A 15,563-nucleotide genomic window follows, 5' to 3' on the forward strand; every position below is an offset into this window, starting at 1 on the left:
AATGCAATTATTTAATGCTATTGTGAGCCCCACTGCAACAGAAAGGTAAGCTGTTCGTGAGCTTTGATCTAAATGTAATTCCTCATAAAAATATCATTTTAGCAGTCACTGGCGGTATTGCTGCCTATAAAAGTGCCATTCTGGTTCGCCGTCTGAAAGATGCCGGGTTTAATGTGCGGGTTGTCATGACTCAAGGCGCACAGGCTTTCATTACCCCTTTGACCTTTCAAGCCTTGTCAGGCAATCCGGTACATACCGAGTTGCTGGATCCTGAAGCTGAAGCAGGCATGGGGCATATTGAGCTGGCACGTTGGGCTGATCTGTTATTGGTTGCGCCAGCCAGCTGCGACACGCTGGCAAAATTTGCAGCAGGCCTTGCAGATGATTTACTGAGCACTTTGTATCTGGCAACCAATGCACCGGTCTGGGTCGCACCAGCCATGAACCAGCAGATGTGGGCTGCCAAAGCAACCCAGCGTAATCTTGCGACTTTGATTGAAGATGGCGTACATGTGATTATGCCGGATGCCGGTTCACAAGCTTGTGGTGATGTAGGCTTGGGCCGTATGCCGGAGCCGGAAGAGCTGGCACGTCAGGTCACAGAATATTTCCATAAAGCTCAGCGCGCGATTGCAGAAAAATTTGGCATGCTGGCGGGCAAGCAAGTCACGATTACAGCTGGTCCGACCCGTGAAGCGATTGACCCGGTACGTTATATTTCCAACCATAGTACCGGGAAAATGGGTTTTGCATTGGCAGCAGCCTGTTATGCAGCTGGAGCGAATGTCACCCTGATTGCTGGTCCGGTGAGCCTAGATACCCCAAATGGCGTCAAACGTAAAAATGTTTCTTCGGCAGTGCAAATGCTGAATGAAAGCATGCAAATGCTGGAGCAGGGTTGTGACATCTTCATTGCGACCGCTGCAGTAGCTGATTATCGTGTCGCACAGGTAGCCGAGCATAAAATCAAGAAAGCAGGCGATGAGCTGAATGTCGCTTTAATAAAGAATCCGGATATTGTGGCGACCATCGCACAGCAGGAAAAACGTCCATTTATGGTAGGTTTTGCTGCAGAAACCCGAAATATTGAAGAATATGCAGCGGGCAAACTGGTGGCTAAAAAACTGGATATGATTGCCTGCAATGACGTTTCGCGTGCGGATATTGGCTTTGCATCCGATGAAAATGCCATGACGGTATTCTTTGCCGAACACTATCATCTGGACAAGCGTGATCTGGACAAAGCCTCTAAACAGGAAATTGCTCAGCAGTTAGTTGAAGCGATCCATGATGCCTTGCACCATGATCCTGCTGCAGAAGATGATTTTTAAGTTTTAAATGACAGTTAAAGTCCTGACTGGTTCAGGGCTTTTTTATAGGGTTTTTACCATAAAGTTAAAAAGTCAGAACGATATAAAAATAAAAACGACTTTATAGACTAAGGATTTATTTATTTATTCATTTATTTAAAAAAAGTATAAAATGGATCACAGAATAATCCAAAGATGAAAAGTTTTACACATCTGTAAAGCAGTGAGAGAACACAAGGGGGCGGGATGAAAAAAATCATAATGATATTGATGATCGCCTGTCTGGCTGGATGCAGCTATTTTGTATCGATTGATGAACTGGCCAGAAATATTCAAGGACAAATGCAGCAAGAATTTAATGCCAATCCGAATTATCAGCATTATCGTCTGACTGTGGTAAATGTAAAAATCCGCCATCGCAAAGGCAATGAGTTTGATGCAGTTTCACATCTGAATTATCAGGGCAATGAATATCCCATTAATGTCAAAATTTCAAAGGTGAATGGTGGTTATAGCTGGGCCATTGAAGACGATGCTTTTGCCTTTATCGATGAAATCGAGATTGAAAAATATCGTCAGCAACTGGATCGTGAACTGGAACAGTTGGCCTCATCACTTGATGATCTGGAACCTGTGCATGAACCTACCAATATTGAGTTAGGGCCAGATGTCCGTCCAGTTACAGAACCTGTCCTGCAAGCGGCTTCCTATGATGAAGAACCGATTCCGGTCGGAAATATTACGGCCTATACCCACTAATTTTTATTTTAGGTCATAAAAAAGCACCGGGTCTCGGTGCTTTTTGATTTTAAGGCTGAACTTGATGTTCACGCAGATAATCTTCAGTGCGCTGCATGGCTTCCTGAATATTTAATAATGCTGTTTCTACATCTTTTAGCGTTTTGGCATTGCCACCACTTAAAGCCTGACGCCATTTACGTGCACCTGGTAAGTTCTGAAATAAACCTAAAATATGACGGGTAATAATTGACAATGGTGCACCTTCAGCCATACGTTGGGCAATATAAGGCAGCATTTGTTGCATGATCTCAAAACGGTCCGGTGCTTCGAGATTCCATAGTTGACCCAGCTCAGCTAACAGGTACGGGTTGTGATAGGCTTCGCGGCCAATCATCACGCCATCGACATGCTTGAGATGTTCAAGCGTTTCTGCATAAGTTTTAATTCCGCCATTAATTTCAATGGTCAGTTTCGGACGGTCCTGCTTCAGACGGTAAACATCTTCATAGCGTAGTGGCGGGATTTCACGGTTTTCTTTAGGTGAAAGACCTTGGAGTAAAGCAATTCGGGCATGCACAATAAAGTTATCGCAACCGGTTTTGGCGACCGTATCCACAAAATGCAGCATTTCTTCATAAGAATGCATGTCATCAATACCAATGCGGTGTTTCACACTGACCGGAATATCCACGGCATTACGCATTGCATCAATACATTCTGCGACCAGATCAGGTTCAGCCATCAGGCAGGCACCAATTTTATTATTCTGTACCCGATCACTCGGACAGCCGACATTCAGGTTAACTTCATTGTAACCCCAGTCCTGAGCCATTTTAGTACAAGTTGCCAGATCTTGAGGGTTGGAACCGCCGAGCTGTAACACAATCGGATGTTCTTCTTGATTGAAGTCCAGATGGCGTTTGGCATCGCCATGAATGATGGCGCCCGTAGTCACCATCTCGGTATATAAAATGACATTTGGATTAAACAGGCGCGCAAAGAAACGATAATCTTTGGTGGTCCAGTCCATCATCGGCGCAACACTGATGCGAGGTTGAAGTTTGTTTTCAATGGTGCTGAGATCAGTCATTCAAAATCACGCCTTAAATGAAATGGAAGAGTAATAGCAGTACAAGAATGAGCAGGAATTGCTGGAAATCTGCTCAAAAAAGCAGTACTGCAAAAAGAGGGCGTAATACTAGCATAAAATTTGCATGACCAAAGGCTGAACTGCATGAGGAACGATAACTGTCATTCCAATAAAAATATTTAACAAGAGAAACTGTGGGAATTGAAAAAATAAACTCCCAGTCATTCTGCAATGCTATATTTTGAGATATTTAAGATTAAGATAAAGAAAACGAGATAAATAAGGAGAATAACGATGCTCATGTTGGAGGAGATTTATAAAAGCAAAAAACCTCAGCATTCAGACTATTTTAATTTACGGATTCAACGGGGACTTAGCTGGTTTAAAAAAGCATTAGAGTTGGATCAGGAATTAGAGTTTAAGTTTATTAGCCTGTGGATCAGTTTTAATTCGATTTATGCACAAGAAACAGAGGTTCGTCAGGATCAACAAAGCCTGCATCAATTTCTGGAAACCCTCTGTCAAAAAGATGTGGAACAAAAACTTCAGCATATTGTCTGGGAAAAATACAGCCAGCCAATTTCTGCGCTACTGGATAGCCCTTATACCGATCAAGGTTTCTGGGATTATCGCCATCATAAAGTCAGTCTGGAAAGCTGTCGTGAAGCATTAGACCAGCAAAAGCAGAAAATACAAAAGGCTGTACAGGAACGGAATTTAAGTGAAATCTTATTGGTGATTTTTAACCGTCTTTCCACCTTGCATTATCAGCTTATGCAGGGCGGTGCGACTTATCAGAGCTCATTTAACGTCAAACAGCTCCAAGACAGTTGCCGGGTTCTGGCCGGGTTGCTGCCCACTTTTATCTGCATTCTTTTGGAAAATGCAGCGACTTGGGATTCGGGTAAACCTTATTACCCAGTGGTACAAGTCAGCTAAATCGGTTTAAGCTTTTGCTCGATGTTGTTGCCATTGATCAATCAACGCAAACAGGGCGGCGCATAGTGCCAAGCCAAGTCCAAACAGACAGGTCATGCTCCAGCCACCATGATGCCAGGCATATACCCCCAGAGCTGAACCACAGGCACCACCAATAAAATACAGCGTCATGTAAATAGAGTTCAGTCGTGATTTGGCATCTGGGCGCAAGCGGAAAATCACGTTCTGATTACAGCTATGAGTAATCGCCAGACCTAAGTTAATCAGGGCATAACCCAGAATATAACTGAGCAGGGACACGCCACCAAAATATAAGAATAGCCAGCTTCCTGCCAGAATTGAACAGCCAATCCAGGTCAGGATCTTGATATAACCACGATCTGCCCATTTACCTATAACTTGAGTCGATAGCGCACCGAAAACACCAACTAGGGTTACTAGGCCCACCATCACATCAGAAAGATGAAAAGGTTTCTGGGTCAGCAGCAGGGCAATGGTTGAAAACAGCATGCTCATGGCTGCAAAGGCACATGTACCAATCAGGGAGCGTAAGCCCAGTCGCGGTTCCTCACGCAGTAGCATACCCATGGATTTAAAAATTGCTGCATAGCTGATACGCATACGCGGCATGCTGGGCAATTGTCCTTTTAAATAAAAGCCCAAAACCAGCAGTGCCATACTGCTGAGCGCATAAATGGTTTTCCAGTGAAACAGGTCAGAAAGCAATCCGGCAATACTGGTCGACAATAAGATACCGACTAATAAGCCACTCATGAGAAAACCGACCACTTCTCCGGTTTTTTCAGGTCGGACAGCCATCGTAGCTAAAGGAATCAGAATCTGGGCAGCAACAGAAAATAGCCCGGCAATAATAGTCCCCACCCAGAGCATCGGCAGGTTGACTGCTGTGGCACAGATCAGCAAACCTAAGGCGGCACCAAACATCAAAAAGGGAATGAGTCTGGACTTATTCAGCATGTCTCCCAAAGGCACAATAAACAGCAGACCCAAGGCATAAGACACCTGCGCAAAGGTCACGGTCAGCGCCACTTGGGATTCTGGTACCTGATAATATTGCTGAATCGAGGAGATGAGCGGTTGGCAATAATAGTTTGCACCTGCACATAAACCACATGCGATCGCCATCAGCCATAACAGAGATTTATTTTGACTGATATCGAGAGGAGGAGACATGGCAAGTACCTTAAGCTCAGGGAGAATTTTTATAAAGAACATCAAAGATGATGCAGAAGTTGCAGGCACTATAGGCGAAAACCCGTCAGGATAAAAGTAGAAAAATAGTGCAAAGTACTCAAACTCATACAAGAGAAATGCCACAAAAAAGTACTTTTCTGGATTGATAAGAGATGAAAATTCGCTAGAAATTTAACTTTTTCACTTAAGAAAATGTACGTGGAAGCGCTTTGTATTAAGTCATCTCATTTAAGACCAAGTGACAGAGATCAATCTGAATCAGTGATTGCCCAAAATTGGTGCAAAATGAAGAGTTCGTAAATCTAACAGTGGACTGAGTATTAATATAATAAATGTTGCAGAATATTTTTTTCACCTATTTCAGGTGGGTCTTAAGACTTGAGCTGAATAAGTCAAATAAGTGAATCCCCAATCAATTTTTTCATCATCAATTCATATTTTTTATGAGTAAAAAATGAAAAAGTTATAGGAAAACAGTATTTTTAGATATTAAAAATGAATAGTTCAAAGTAGATTAAATTTGTCAAAAAAGTCAAAAACAGAAAACTGCCCTAGAAAAGTGCCTTAATTTAGGCTTTATCAGTTCATTTGAAATAAAGATTTGCTGAGCAGGAAAAATGAAATATCTGTCAGAATGATCAATGTAACAAAATAAAACAAAAAGTAATCTAATAAAAAATAACCAGGAAAACAGTCATCGTTCAAGAGAATGAATATCGTTTATAAATTCAGCAAATCAAAATAATCAGGCTGATCTAATAAATGCTATATGACAGCATCATTTTTATGAATCGTCAGTTCAAAATATGGGTATTTATTAAATAAATAATAGGTAGTAATTTCTAGAAGTTTAATTAGAATCCAAAAATTCAACAAAAACTCATCCTGAGGGGAAGCACCGTAAATCACGGTGTTTACTTAAGAAAAAATTAGCTTGAGGGACGCTCATGCAGATTGGAATTCCAGCCGAAACTGTCGTCGGTGAAAATCGCGTCGCTGCGACGCCTGAGACAGTAAAGAAATTGATCAGCGCTGGTCATAGTGTGGTGATCGAACGTGGAGCAGGTGTTAAAGCTGCTTACATCGACAGTGCCTATGAGCAAGTTGGTGCCAAAATTACGGATGATGCCTACACCGGTAGCCAGATAGTTTTGAAAGTTCGTGCACCGAAGGGTGAGGAAATTCAAAAGCTGTCAGCCAACACCACGGTTGTAGCGATGTTTGACCCATACCGCAATACCGAGCTTGACCAGTTCGCGGCACAGAATGTGTCTGCATTTGCTCTTGAGCTTTTGCCACGTACTCTATCACGTGCGCAAAACATGGACGTATTGTCTTCGCAAGCGAACCTTGCAGGTTATAAATCAGTGCTTTTAGCTGCTGCTGAATATCAGCGCATGTTCCCTATGCTGATGACAGCGGCAGGTACGGTAAAACCGGCTCGTGTCGTGATCATGGGTGTCGGGGTAGCAGGCCTTCAAGCAATTGCAACAGCGAAACGCCTGGGTGCAGTCGTAGAAGCAACTGACCTTCGTCCGACTGCCAAAGATCAGGTTGAGTCTTTGGGTGGTAAATGGCTAGACGTGCCAATGTCTCCTGAAGAGCAGGCACGTGCTGATGAAGCAGCTAAAAACGGTTATGGCTGGATGCCAGGTGAACAGTACATCAAGGATCAGGCAGCGATTGTCGATAAAGCGGTATCGAATGCCGATATCGTGATTACCACTGCATTGTTACCAGGTCGTGATGCACCACGCTTAATCCGTGCTGAAACTGTAGCCAAGATGAAACCAGGCTCAGTGATTCTGGATATGGCAGTGGAATCAGGCGGTAACGTGGAAGGTTCTAAGTGCGGTGAAACTGTTGTGACTGAAAATGGTGTGAAGATTCTGGGTGTTCCAAATATTCCATCAACGGTGTCGACTGAAGCGTCAGCGCTATATGCACGTAACGTGTATAACTTTGTTGAAACACTTTTTGATGCAGATAAGAACTTTGTCCTGAATCAGGAAGATGAAATTCAAAAAGCCCTACTTGTCACTCACGGCGGCCAAGTGCTGTTAAAACGTGGTTAAGGAGCAGACTCATGGTTGAAACAATTACGATTTTCGTCCTGGCCATCTTCGTGGGTTACTACGTGGTTTGGGGGGTAACACCAGCACTACATACGCCATTGATGGCGGTGACCAATGCCTTGTCTTCGATCATTATCGTGGGCGCAATGATTCAAACCGTTGGCCTGCCAATGGTGGGCGTTGAAGGCAGTGTGGATTTCCAGACCATTAACGTGGTGAGTGTACTGGGGGCAATCGCAGTATTTCTGGCGAGCATTAATATTTTCGGTGGCTTTGCCGTGACTGCACGTATGCTGGAAATGTTCAAACCTAAGCAAAAGAAAAAAGAGGGTTAAACCATGGAATTTATTCGAGAGTATGCGGATTGGTTCTACCTGATTGGCGCCGTTCTTTTTATCTTAACGCTACGTGGTTTGTCTGGTCCTAAAACTGCAATTGCAGGTAACCGCTACGGTATGATTGCCATGGCGATTGCTGTAGTCACCACATTCTTTGTCGCTGAAAATCCAGTAGTCTGGATGATTCTTGCAGCAATGGCGGCGGGTGCAGTAGTGGGTATTGCGCGTGCACGTACTGTACCAATGACCCAGATGCCAGAAACAGTAGCACTCATGCACTCACTGGTGGGTCTGGCTGCGGTACTGATTGCAGTTGCGGCAATTATCCATAACAACAAGCTGGTTGAATTGGGCCCGGACCTGTTAGCTGCAAATGGTGTGACTTTCCATGAAATGAGCAAGGTTCACCTGTTTGAACTGTTTGTGGGCTGTTTTGTTGGTGCGATTACCTTTACTGCTTCTGTATTTGCATACGGTAAGCTGGCTGCAAAGAAATGGGCAAAAACCATTTCAGGTGGCTGGGTAAAACCGGTTCAGGCTCTGATCTTTATTGCAATGCTGGCAGCAGGGATTCACTTCTTCCTGACAGGTAGCATGACATCTTTCTGGGCAATGACTGGTCTTGCGCTGGCATTTGGCTGGGTATGGATTGCGCCAGTTGGCGGCGGTGATATGCCGGTTGTGGTTTCGCTGTTGAACTCATTCTCAGGCTGGGCAGCAGCAGGGATTGGTTTCACACTCGAAAACAACATGCTGATCGTTGCGGGTTCGCTGGTTGGTTCTTCAGGTGCGATTCTGTCTTACATCATGTGTAAAGCGATGAACCGTTCAATCATCAACGTATTGTTTGGTGGTGCAATGGGTGGTGCAGCTGCGCCGACAGTAGCTGCGGGTGCACAAGTGCAACGTAATTACCGTTCAGGTTCTGCAGATGATGCTGGCTTCTTAATGTCAAATGCAGACAGCGTTGTCATTGTACCGGGTTATGGTATGGCACAAGGCCGTGCACAAAACGCAGTAAAAGAGCTGGCAAATTTGCTGAAAGAGCAGGGCGTGACTGTACGTTTTGCGATTCACCCGGTTGCTGGTCGTATGCCAGGTCATATGAACGTATTGCTTGCAGAAGCTGATGTTCCTTATGAAGACATTCTGGAAATGGACGAGATCAACTCGGACTTCCCGGCAACTGACGTAGTACTGGTTATTGGTGCAAACGACGTTGTAAACCCGGCTGCAAAAGACGATCCGAACTCACCAATCTATGGCATGCCAATTCTGGAAGCTCATAAGGCACGTACCATCATGGTCATCAAGCGTTCTATGGCGACCGGTTATGCAGGTCTGGACAATGACTTGTTCTATAACGACAAGACCATGATGATTTTCGGTGATGCGAAGAAAGTTGTGGAAGATATGACTAAAGCGATTAATGGTACAGGTCACTAAGACTTTCCATTCGCTGGATCATCTTAAATCCTCCTTTTAAAAGGAGGATTTTTCTATTTAAATAAGAGAGAAATTTTCCCTCCTATATAAAAGATTAAAAGATGAATCGGGAAGAATTACAAAATAAAATTAGCTACGGTGTTTTATTTTTAGAAAATTGGTCTGGATAAAATTGCAACAAAACGTTTAAAAAATAGGCTGACTGATTAAATCTAATCGAAAAGCGAATTTATTAAAGTTGCTGATCCATGAATTTCCTTTTTGATTTAAATCAAAGGATATAAAAAAAAGCGACCTACATAGGTCGCTTTTTTTGAATATTCGATATTTATGCTACAGAATCTGCAGGATTGCGCCATAGGCTTTCTAGGTCATAGAATTTACGCGCTGTAGGCAGCATGCAGTGCACTACAACAAAACCTAGATCAATCAGGATCCATTCTGCATCACGTTCGCCTTCGATACCAAGCGGACGGAAACCTGCTTTACGTGCTTCTTCAGCAACATTATCTGCAAGTGATTTGATATGACGGGTTGATGTACCGCTTGCAATCACCATGGCATCTGCCACGTTACTGATGCTAGCAACATCAAGCTGAACAACTTCTTTAGCCTTTACATCTTCGAGGGCTGCATGTACAACTTTCAAGCATGCGTTTACTGCTTGTGCATGAGAATTCATAGTGTGATCGTGAGAATTAGAAGCGCTGGGCGATGGTTCTAAATTCATAGGGAGTATAATTTCCTAACAATTATGCATGATCTAATATAGCGGTTTTAGCCCAAAATTTCAAATGCACCTTCCGCCGCTTTAGTCATACTCCGGGAAGAACTGTTCTTTCCAGCCAAAGGATTCTTCCGAAGTCCCCAGAGGTTTATATTCGGCTGCGACATAACCATTGTATTGGCTATTCTCTAACCATTGAAAAATCTCATAATATGGAATGGAAGCGGTATTGGGTTGATGACGCCCCGGGCAGTCTGCAAACTGGATATGACCAATCTCTGCAATATTTTCTTTTAAGGCTTCAAGTACATCTTCACCCATCATGGCCATATGATAACAGTCATATTGCATTTTCAAGGCAGGATGATTGACAGCTTCCAGCATCTCCTGAGCTTGGGCCACATTCTGAATCAGGAAACGTGGCATGTCCTGACCGTTGATCATTTCAAAGGCCGGCTGAATCTGATAATCAGAGAGCATGGAGCAGGCAATTTTCAGATTACTCGCCAAGGTGTTCAGGCAAGGAAGCAGGTCACAATCCAGTGGCTGTTTGCCGGCCAGAATATTGACACTTGGCACATTCAGAGCAGTCGCATATTGAATGGCCTGCTCTACAGCATGACGAAACTCGATTTCCTGTCCAGGAATACCGGCCAGACCGTGTCCACCTTGCATCAGATCACCAGCAGGCACATTAATCAGGCAGATGTCCAGATCATGCAACTGAAGCTGCTGCTGAATCTGCTCAATGCTCAGTTCATAGGGAAACTGGATTTCCACATGTTTAAAACCGTGCGCATGAGCCAAGGCAAAACGTTCTAACAAAGGTACTTCCGTAAAAATCATGGAGAGGTTAACGGCGAGTTTGGTCATGGACTTTTCCTTGCTCAAGGCAGAATATTGAAATGAAATATTTAATGGTCTACGTGCTTGATTACAGTAGCCAGATCGGCCTCAGCAAATCCGTCTTGCTGATGGGCTTTGAGCTGAGACAGGGCCTGGCTTGCCACAGGGATATCCAAAGATAAAGTAGCAGCCAGTTGCACCGCATTGTTCAGGTCTTTTGACAGTGTCTGCACTTTCCATTGCACGGGTTCAAATGTCTGGCTGGCCATACGTGGGGCCAGAATCTGAAAAGGCTTGGAGTCAGCAAAACCACCGGCTAATGCTGGTGCAAGCAGGGCAGTATCTACACCGGCACGATCAGCCAAAGCTACTGCTTCAGCAATCAAGGTGCTATTCGCTGCCACAATCAGCTGATTACAGATTTTAGTCGCCTGACCGGTTCCCGTATCCCCCATACGAGTAACACGTTGTGAAAGCACCTTATAGATTGGATCAAGTGCGGTAATAGTTTCTGTATCACCACCAGCGAAGATGACTAGCGTGCCTTGTTCTGCACCGACTGTACCGCCAGACACAGGAGAGTCAATCCAGATCGCTTGTTTAGCTCGGGCCTGTTCAGCTAGAGTTTTGGTTTGATGTACGGAAAGACTGGAAAAATCGACAATAACCTGTCCAGCCACCAGATAGGGCTGAATCTGCTCAAAGACCGATTGCACTGCGGCATCATCTGCCAGACAAGTCAGAATAACCGGATAATTTGCAATTTGATCTAGAGATAGCGGAGTGGCTCCAAGAGCAAACAAAGGATCGCAGGCACTGGCCGTACGGTTCCAGACTGCAACTTGAAAACCTGCTTTTAGCAAGCGGGTTGCCATACGACTGCCCATGAGTCCCATACCTAAAAAGGCAATTTTGCTATCATGATCGAATTGCATTTTATCTCTCATCTTTTGATTTTGCTTCAGCCATAATTATCGATATTGACGTGGCACAAACTGCACGTCCGGATTTTTATCCTTCTTGCGTGCCAGTTGACTGTTTTTACCGAGTAACAGTTTAAGCTGCCAGATTTTTTCCATACGCAATGACTTGTTGGGTTTGTGCTCCATCGCATCCAGCACAAATTTAGAGGCCATCAAGGCATCTGGAGAGCGTTGTAACATTTCTTCAGCCAAAGCTTGTGCTTTTGCTAATGGCTGTTCATCAACATGGGTGATCAGGCCAATTTCTTTGGCATAGGCACCTTCAAAAATACGTGCGGTTAAGGTCAGCTCTTTGGCCAGATCAATCCCGATCAGACCTTTGAGTGAACGCGTTAATCCCATGTCTGGTACTAGGCCCCAACGAGTTTCCATAATTGACATTTTGGTCGCAGGGTGAGCGATCCGGATATCCGCAGCCAGCGCAAGTTGCATACCTGCACCAAAGCAGAAACCTTCAATGGCTGCAATGACGGGGACAGGCAGTTCCTGCCAGACCAGAAAAGCTTTCTGGAATAAGCTCTGTCCAGGACGGATCAGTTCCCAAGCCGCATAGGCCCGATTTTTAGGATTATTTAAATCGGCCAAGTCAATGCCGGCACTAAAGACCTGCGCTTCACCGGTTAAAATGACACAACGCACTGACTTGTCTTTTTTAATCCGGTTCGCAATCTGCACCAGTTCACGCAGCAGGGCAAAGCTCATAGCATTACGTTTGTCTGGACGGCTGAGAGTAACCGTGGCAATTCCATTATTTTTTTCAAAGCGCACAAGTGACATGGTATTCATCCTTAATTTTTCTGTAAGCGAGCATAGCATGAGCAATCTGTGCTTGCATGACAGCGCAGTCATACAGATATGAGTGATTAAAACAACAATGATTTAACCACTATGCTTGTTTAAGATTTGCTGGGCTGCCTGTTCTACCTGCTCAATTACGGCTTTCAGTTCATCCAGATATTTCAATACTTCCTGAACAAAACTGTGATCGGCCTTACGGCGTTCCTTACGCAAGGTCGAGACAAACTGCTCAAAACTTCCGGTAACTTTTTGCAGAGTCGGTGTGCCGACATAACGAGTAGCCCCATAGAGACGGTGCAAAACATGTTCCAGCTGCGGAAAATCTTCCAGCTCAATTAATTGCTCAATTTCATCCAGCTCTTTTTCAAAACTGTCGACCAGCATGCTGAGCAGATCGACGGCCAGATCTTCTTTATTGGCCGCCAGTTGCAGGCTTTGCTGCCAGTCCAGAATATTCGGATCTAGCGCATCAATGACATTGGCACGTTCCAGCACCGGAATCTTTTTAAAACTCTCAGTCGTCCAATGCGTCAGGATCTGCACGATCTGATCAATCTGAATAGGCTTAGTGACATAATCATCCATACCATTTTGTAGCAGTTTCTGTTTCTCATCGGAAAGGGCATGTGCCGTCAGAGCAATAATCGGCAGACGCTGATGATTTTCAAAAGTTGATTCCAGTGAACGGATTGCACGCGTGGTATCGATACCGGACATCACTGGCATCTGGATATCCATAAACACCAGATCAAAAGATGGCAGGCCCTGTTCATAACGACTCTGAATGATATCAATCGCTTCCTGTCCGCTAATGGCTTTGGTTGTGGTGACATTCAGTTCGGCCAGTAAGGCTTCTAGAACAATCAGGTTCGGCAGATGGTCATCAACGGCCAGAATATGCAGTCCCTGACCATTAAAGTCTTCATGCTGTTCCTGATCGAAGACGGGTTGATTGCCGAGTAGCTGAATCAGGGCACTACGACTCAGGGGCTGATGCAGGGCACGGGCACGATGGTCATTCAGCATGTTCGGATCCAGCTGCATCTGATAACCATACACAGCCAGATGTCCCTGATAGCGAGAGCGAATCTCTGTCAGTAGAGCCTGGCTATCGCCACTATGGTCAACAATTAGCCAGGTATTCTCAATATTCTGTAAATGGTTCAGACGACTGAACAGATCCAGAATGGAAGTCGATTCAATATGTTTAACGCGATAATTTTCCAGATAATGTCTTAAGACATTCGCCGTTGCCGGATGGGCAAGATAAGACACAACGGTCAGATCACTGAAATCCGGGTGCTCATGGATAATATCTTCATCCACCGGGAATTGGGCGGTAAACCAGAAGGTTGAGCCTTTTTCTGTTGGAGCGCGTTCCTGATTGTCTTCAAAGCCGATCTGACCATGCATCAGGTGAACCAGCTGTTTAGAAATGGCAAGTCCTAGACCTGTACCACCGAATTGGCGGGTGACCGAGGTATCGCCTTGCGAGAACGATTCAAACAGTTTCTTGCGGTCAGTTCCGCTCAGGCCAATGCCGCTGTCCTGAACACTAAAATGCAGCAGACATTGTCCGATATCATCATGCTCCATGCGTGCCCGAACAATGATTTCGCCATCTGGAGTAAACTTGATCGCATTGGAAATCAGGTTGGTCAGAATCTGCTTGAAGCGTAGTACATCACCAATCACATGTTTTGGCACATTGTCTGCAAAGTAGAACGCCATATCGATATGCTTCTGTGCAGCCAGTGGTGAGAGCATGTCCATCACATCGAAAATGGCTTCTTCCAGATCAAAAGGTGCGGTTTCCAGTTCCAGTTTGCCGGCATCGATCTTGGAGAAATCCAGTACATCATTGATTAGGGCCAGCAGATGCGCAGAAGATTTGCGGATGGTCTGTAAATACAGGCTTTGCTCATTGCTAAGATTGCCTTGACGCAGCAGCAGGTGAATAAAACCATCAATACTATTTAAGGGTGTGCGTAATTCATGGGAAATATTGGCCAGAAACACCGACTTGGCCTGGTTGGCCGAAATCGCCTGATCACGTGCCTGACGATAAGTAATATTTTGAACTTCTAAAGTATCTAGAGTACGGCGCAAATCATCTTCAGTCTGTTCGGTATGCTCGCGCAATTCCAGAAAACTGAAATGCAGACGTTTCACCACATTGGCAATATCACGCTGCAAAAGACGCAGTTCACCGGTACTGTTAATCACCATATGCTGATCTAGGGTGTCGGCATTCAGGCGTTGTAGCTGCATGCGAATCTCATACATCGGTGCAATCCAGCGACGAGAATAGAAATTCAGACATAACAACAAGAGCAATAAGGTCAATAAGCCGGTCGCAATCAAAACGATCAGGACCCGGTAGCGGGCAATTTCTAAGGGCTGATTGTCCAGTTCGATCGCCAGCCAGCCTGCATTCATGCCATTTTCATTTACTTTGACTGCATAAATATGATTGTTTTTATCTAAGATCGGGCCAACAAAATTGCCGTCTTTTTTAAAGTCCGGCCAAGGCGCCTGTTCCTGAAACCCAATACCGAGTTTACTTTTACCATTTTCATCCAGAATAGCCGCACGAACCAGATGCTTTTCATTCAGCATATTTTGCATGGCGTCATGAGCTTGTTCATATTGCCATGGATAAAGGCTCAAAATGTCCAGCGCATATTCAGAAGTGGCCTGAAAACGGGTCAGAATCGCAATGGCCATCTGCTTTTGCTGGGCACGTGCGGCATTGGAAGTTTCCGAGATGACCAGAGCAGCGCCGACACAGGCCAGAATAGTAATGGGTACAAAAATCAGTGCAATCAGCTGTCCATAAGCATGATTTAAGTGTAGGCGTTTAAACAGCTTTTTGTTGATATTTGACATGATTCAAGCAGTATTTTCCTTATGCTTTGCATATTAGCATGCTTTAAATCTACTGTTAAAATTTCAGCATTATTTTTCTAAAGCTCCAGATTAACGCAGAAAATAAGAACCATTGCGCTGAACAGTCATTATGTGTGTTTAAGCAAATCTTTTCAGGGAGAAGTGA

At 44.5% G+C, this 15,563-nt stretch carries 13 protein-coding genes; 6 read left to right on the forward strand and 7 right to left on the reverse strand.

Annotation, left to right across the window (positions count from 1 at the left end; translation table 11 throughout):
- Positions 1-56: 56 nt before the first annotated feature.
- On the forward strand, positions 57-1,331 hold the full coding sequence (gene coaBC, locus FTU00_RS12735) for a bifunctional phosphopantothenoylcysteine decarboxylase/phosphopantothenate--cysteine ligase CoaBC (RefSeq protein ID WP_180179837.1): 1,275 nt from the start codon (positions 57-59) through the stop codon (positions 1,329-1,331).
- 225 nt (positions 1,332-1,556) lie between these two features.
- Complete coding sequence (locus tag FTU00_RS12740) at positions 1,557-2,069, forward strand: hypothetical protein (RefSeq protein ID WP_180179838.1); 513 nt, start codon at positions 1,557-1,559, stop codon at positions 2,067-2,069.
- Between the two features lie 49 nt (positions 2,070-2,118).
- Here the strand turns inward: FTU00_RS12740 and dusA are convergent, their stop codons facing one another.
- Positions 2,119-3,141, reverse strand: a complete 1,023-nt coding sequence (gene dusA, locus FTU00_RS12745) for a tRNA dihydrouridine(20/20a) synthase DusA (RefSeq protein WP_159123087.1) — start codon at positions 3,139-3,141, stop codon at positions 2,119-2,121.
- Between the two features lie 294 nt (positions 3,142-3,435).
- Here dusA and FTU00_RS12750 point away from each other — a divergent pair, with 294 nt between their 5' ends.
- Entirely contained in the window at positions 3,436-4,080 is a 645-nt protein-coding gene (locus tag FTU00_RS12750; RefSeq protein WP_180179839.1) for a HEPN domain-containing protein, read from the forward strand.
- Between the two features lie 6 nt (positions 4,081-4,086).
- Here the strand turns inward: FTU00_RS12750 and FTU00_RS12755 are convergent, their stop codons facing one another.
- Complete coding sequence (locus FTU00_RS12755; protein ID WP_180179840.1) at positions 4,087-5,274, reverse strand: MFS transporter; 1,188 nt, start codon at positions 5,272-5,274, stop codon at positions 4,087-4,089.
- A 968-nt stretch (positions 5,275-6,242) separates the two neighbouring features.
- Here FTU00_RS12755 and FTU00_RS12760 point away from each other — a divergent pair.
- Genes FTU00_RS12760 through FTU00_RS12770 form a run of 3 tightly spaced genes read left to right on the forward strand, consistent with a single transcriptional unit; the run spans position 6,243 to position 9,154 of the window.
- The gene (locus FTU00_RS12760; RefSeq protein ID WP_034170850.1) at positions 6,243-7,370 is read left to right on the forward strand and encodes a Re/Si-specific NAD(P)(+) transhydrogenase subunit alpha; all 1,128 of its coding nucleotides are present in this window, start codon (positions 6,243-6,245) and stop codon (positions 7,368-7,370) included.
- 11 nt (positions 7,371-7,381) lie between these two features.
- Positions 7,382-7,705: a proton-translocating transhydrogenase family protein gene (locus FTU00_RS12765; protein ID WP_004783638.1), complete on the forward strand. Its 324-nt coding sequence runs from the start codon at positions 7,382-7,384 to the stop codon at positions 7,703-7,705.
- Between the two features lie 3 nt (positions 7,706-7,708).
- Positions 7,709-9,154, forward strand: coding sequence for an NAD(P)(+) transhydrogenase (Re/Si-specific) subunit beta (locus tag FTU00_RS12770; RefSeq protein ID WP_180179841.1), 1,446 nt, complete (start codon positions 7,709-7,711; stop codon positions 9,152-9,154).
- 328 nt (positions 9,155-9,482) lie between these two features.
- On the opposite strand, the gene rsfS is transcribed toward FTU00_RS12770, so the two are convergent.
- The 5 genes from rsfS to FTU00_RS12795 form a co-directional block, all read right to left on the reverse strand.
- Positions 9,483-9,884 carry a ribosome silencing factor gene (rsfS, locus tag FTU00_RS12775; RefSeq protein WP_004783634.1) on the reverse strand — a complete coding sequence of 134 codons (402 nt, stop codon included), beginning with the start codon at positions 9,882-9,884 and terminating at the stop codon, positions 9,483-9,485.
- Between the two features lie 81 nt (positions 9,885-9,965).
- A complete protein-coding gene (locus tag FTU00_RS12780; protein ID WP_180179842.1) occupies positions 9,966-10,754 on the reverse strand; it encodes a hydroxypyruvate isomerase family protein in 789 nt (262 codons plus the stop codon).
- A 41-nt stretch (positions 10,755-10,795) separates the two neighbouring features.
- Positions 10,796-11,662: an NAD(P)-dependent oxidoreductase gene (locus FTU00_RS12785; RefSeq protein ID WP_180179843.1), complete on the reverse strand. Its 867-nt coding sequence runs from the start codon at positions 11,660-11,662 to the stop codon at positions 10,796-10,798.
- A 36-nt stretch (positions 11,663-11,698) separates the two neighbouring features.
- A complete protein-coding gene (locus tag FTU00_RS12790) occupies positions 11,699-12,487 on the reverse strand; it encodes a crotonase/enoyl-CoA hydratase family protein (protein ID WP_005233879.1) in 789 nt (262 codons plus the stop codon).
- A 102-nt stretch (positions 12,488-12,589) separates the two neighbouring features.
- On the reverse strand, positions 12,590-15,397 hold the full coding sequence (locus tag FTU00_RS12795) for an ATP-binding protein (RefSeq protein WP_180179844.1): 2,808 nt from the start codon (positions 15,395-15,397) through the stop codon (positions 12,590-12,592).
- Between the last annotated feature and the right edge of the window lie 166 nt (positions 15,398-15,563).

This window comes from Acinetobacter sp. YH12041, assembly GCF_013419975.1.
In the GTDB taxonomy this organism is placed as follows: domain Bacteria; phylum Pseudomonadota; class Gammaproteobacteria; order Pseudomonadales; family Moraxellaceae; genus Acinetobacter.

What these genes read in the sequence shown, in the direction of transcription:
- FTU00_RS12740 (WP_180179838.1), top strand. Translation starts at nt 1,557, where the DNA reads ATGAAAAAAATCATAATGATATTGATGATCGCCTGTCTGGCTGGATGC.
- dusA (WP_159123087.1), bottom strand. Translation starts at nt 3,141, where the DNA reads ATGACTGATCTCAGCACCATTGAAAACAAACTTCAACCTCGCATCAGT.
- FTU00_RS12750 (WP_180179839.1), top strand. Translation starts at nt 3,436, where the DNA reads ATGCTCATGTTGGAGGAGATTTATAAAAGCAAAAAACCTCAGCATTCA.
- FTU00_RS12755 (WP_180179840.1), bottom strand. Translation starts at nt 5,274, where the DNA reads ATGTCTCCTCCTCTCGATATCAGTCAAAATAAATCTCTGTTATGGCTG.
- FTU00_RS12760 (WP_034170850.1), top strand. Translation starts at nt 6,243, where the DNA reads ATGCAGATTGGAATTCCAGCCGAAACTGTCGTCGGTGAAAATCGCGTC.
- FTU00_RS12765 (WP_004783638.1), top strand. Translation starts at nt 7,382, where the DNA reads ATGGTTGAAACAATTACGATTTTCGTCCTGGCCATCTTCGTGGGTTAC.
- FTU00_RS12770 (WP_180179841.1), top strand. Translation starts at nt 7,709, where the DNA reads ATGGAATTTATTCGAGAGTATGCGGATTGGTTCTACCTGATTGGCGCC.
- rsfS (WP_004783634.1), bottom strand. Translation starts at nt 9,884, where the DNA reads ATGAATTTAGAACCATCGCCCAGCGCTTCTAATTCTCACGATCACACT.
- FTU00_RS12780 (WP_180179842.1), bottom strand. Translation starts at nt 10,754, where the DNA reads ATGACCAAACTCGCCGTTAACCTCTCCATGATTTTTACGGAAGTACCT.
- FTU00_RS12785 (WP_180179843.1), bottom strand. Translation starts at nt 11,662, where the DNA reads ATGCAATTCGATCATGATAGCAAAATTGCCTTTTTAGGTATGGGACTC.
- FTU00_RS12790 (WP_005233879.1), bottom strand. Translation starts at nt 12,487, where the DNA reads ATGTCACTTGTGCGCTTTGAAAAAAATAATGGAATTGCCACGGTTACT.
- FTU00_RS12795 (WP_180179844.1), bottom strand. Translation starts at nt 15,397, where the DNA reads ATGTCAAATATCAACAAAAAGCTGTTTAAACGCCTACACTTAAATCAT.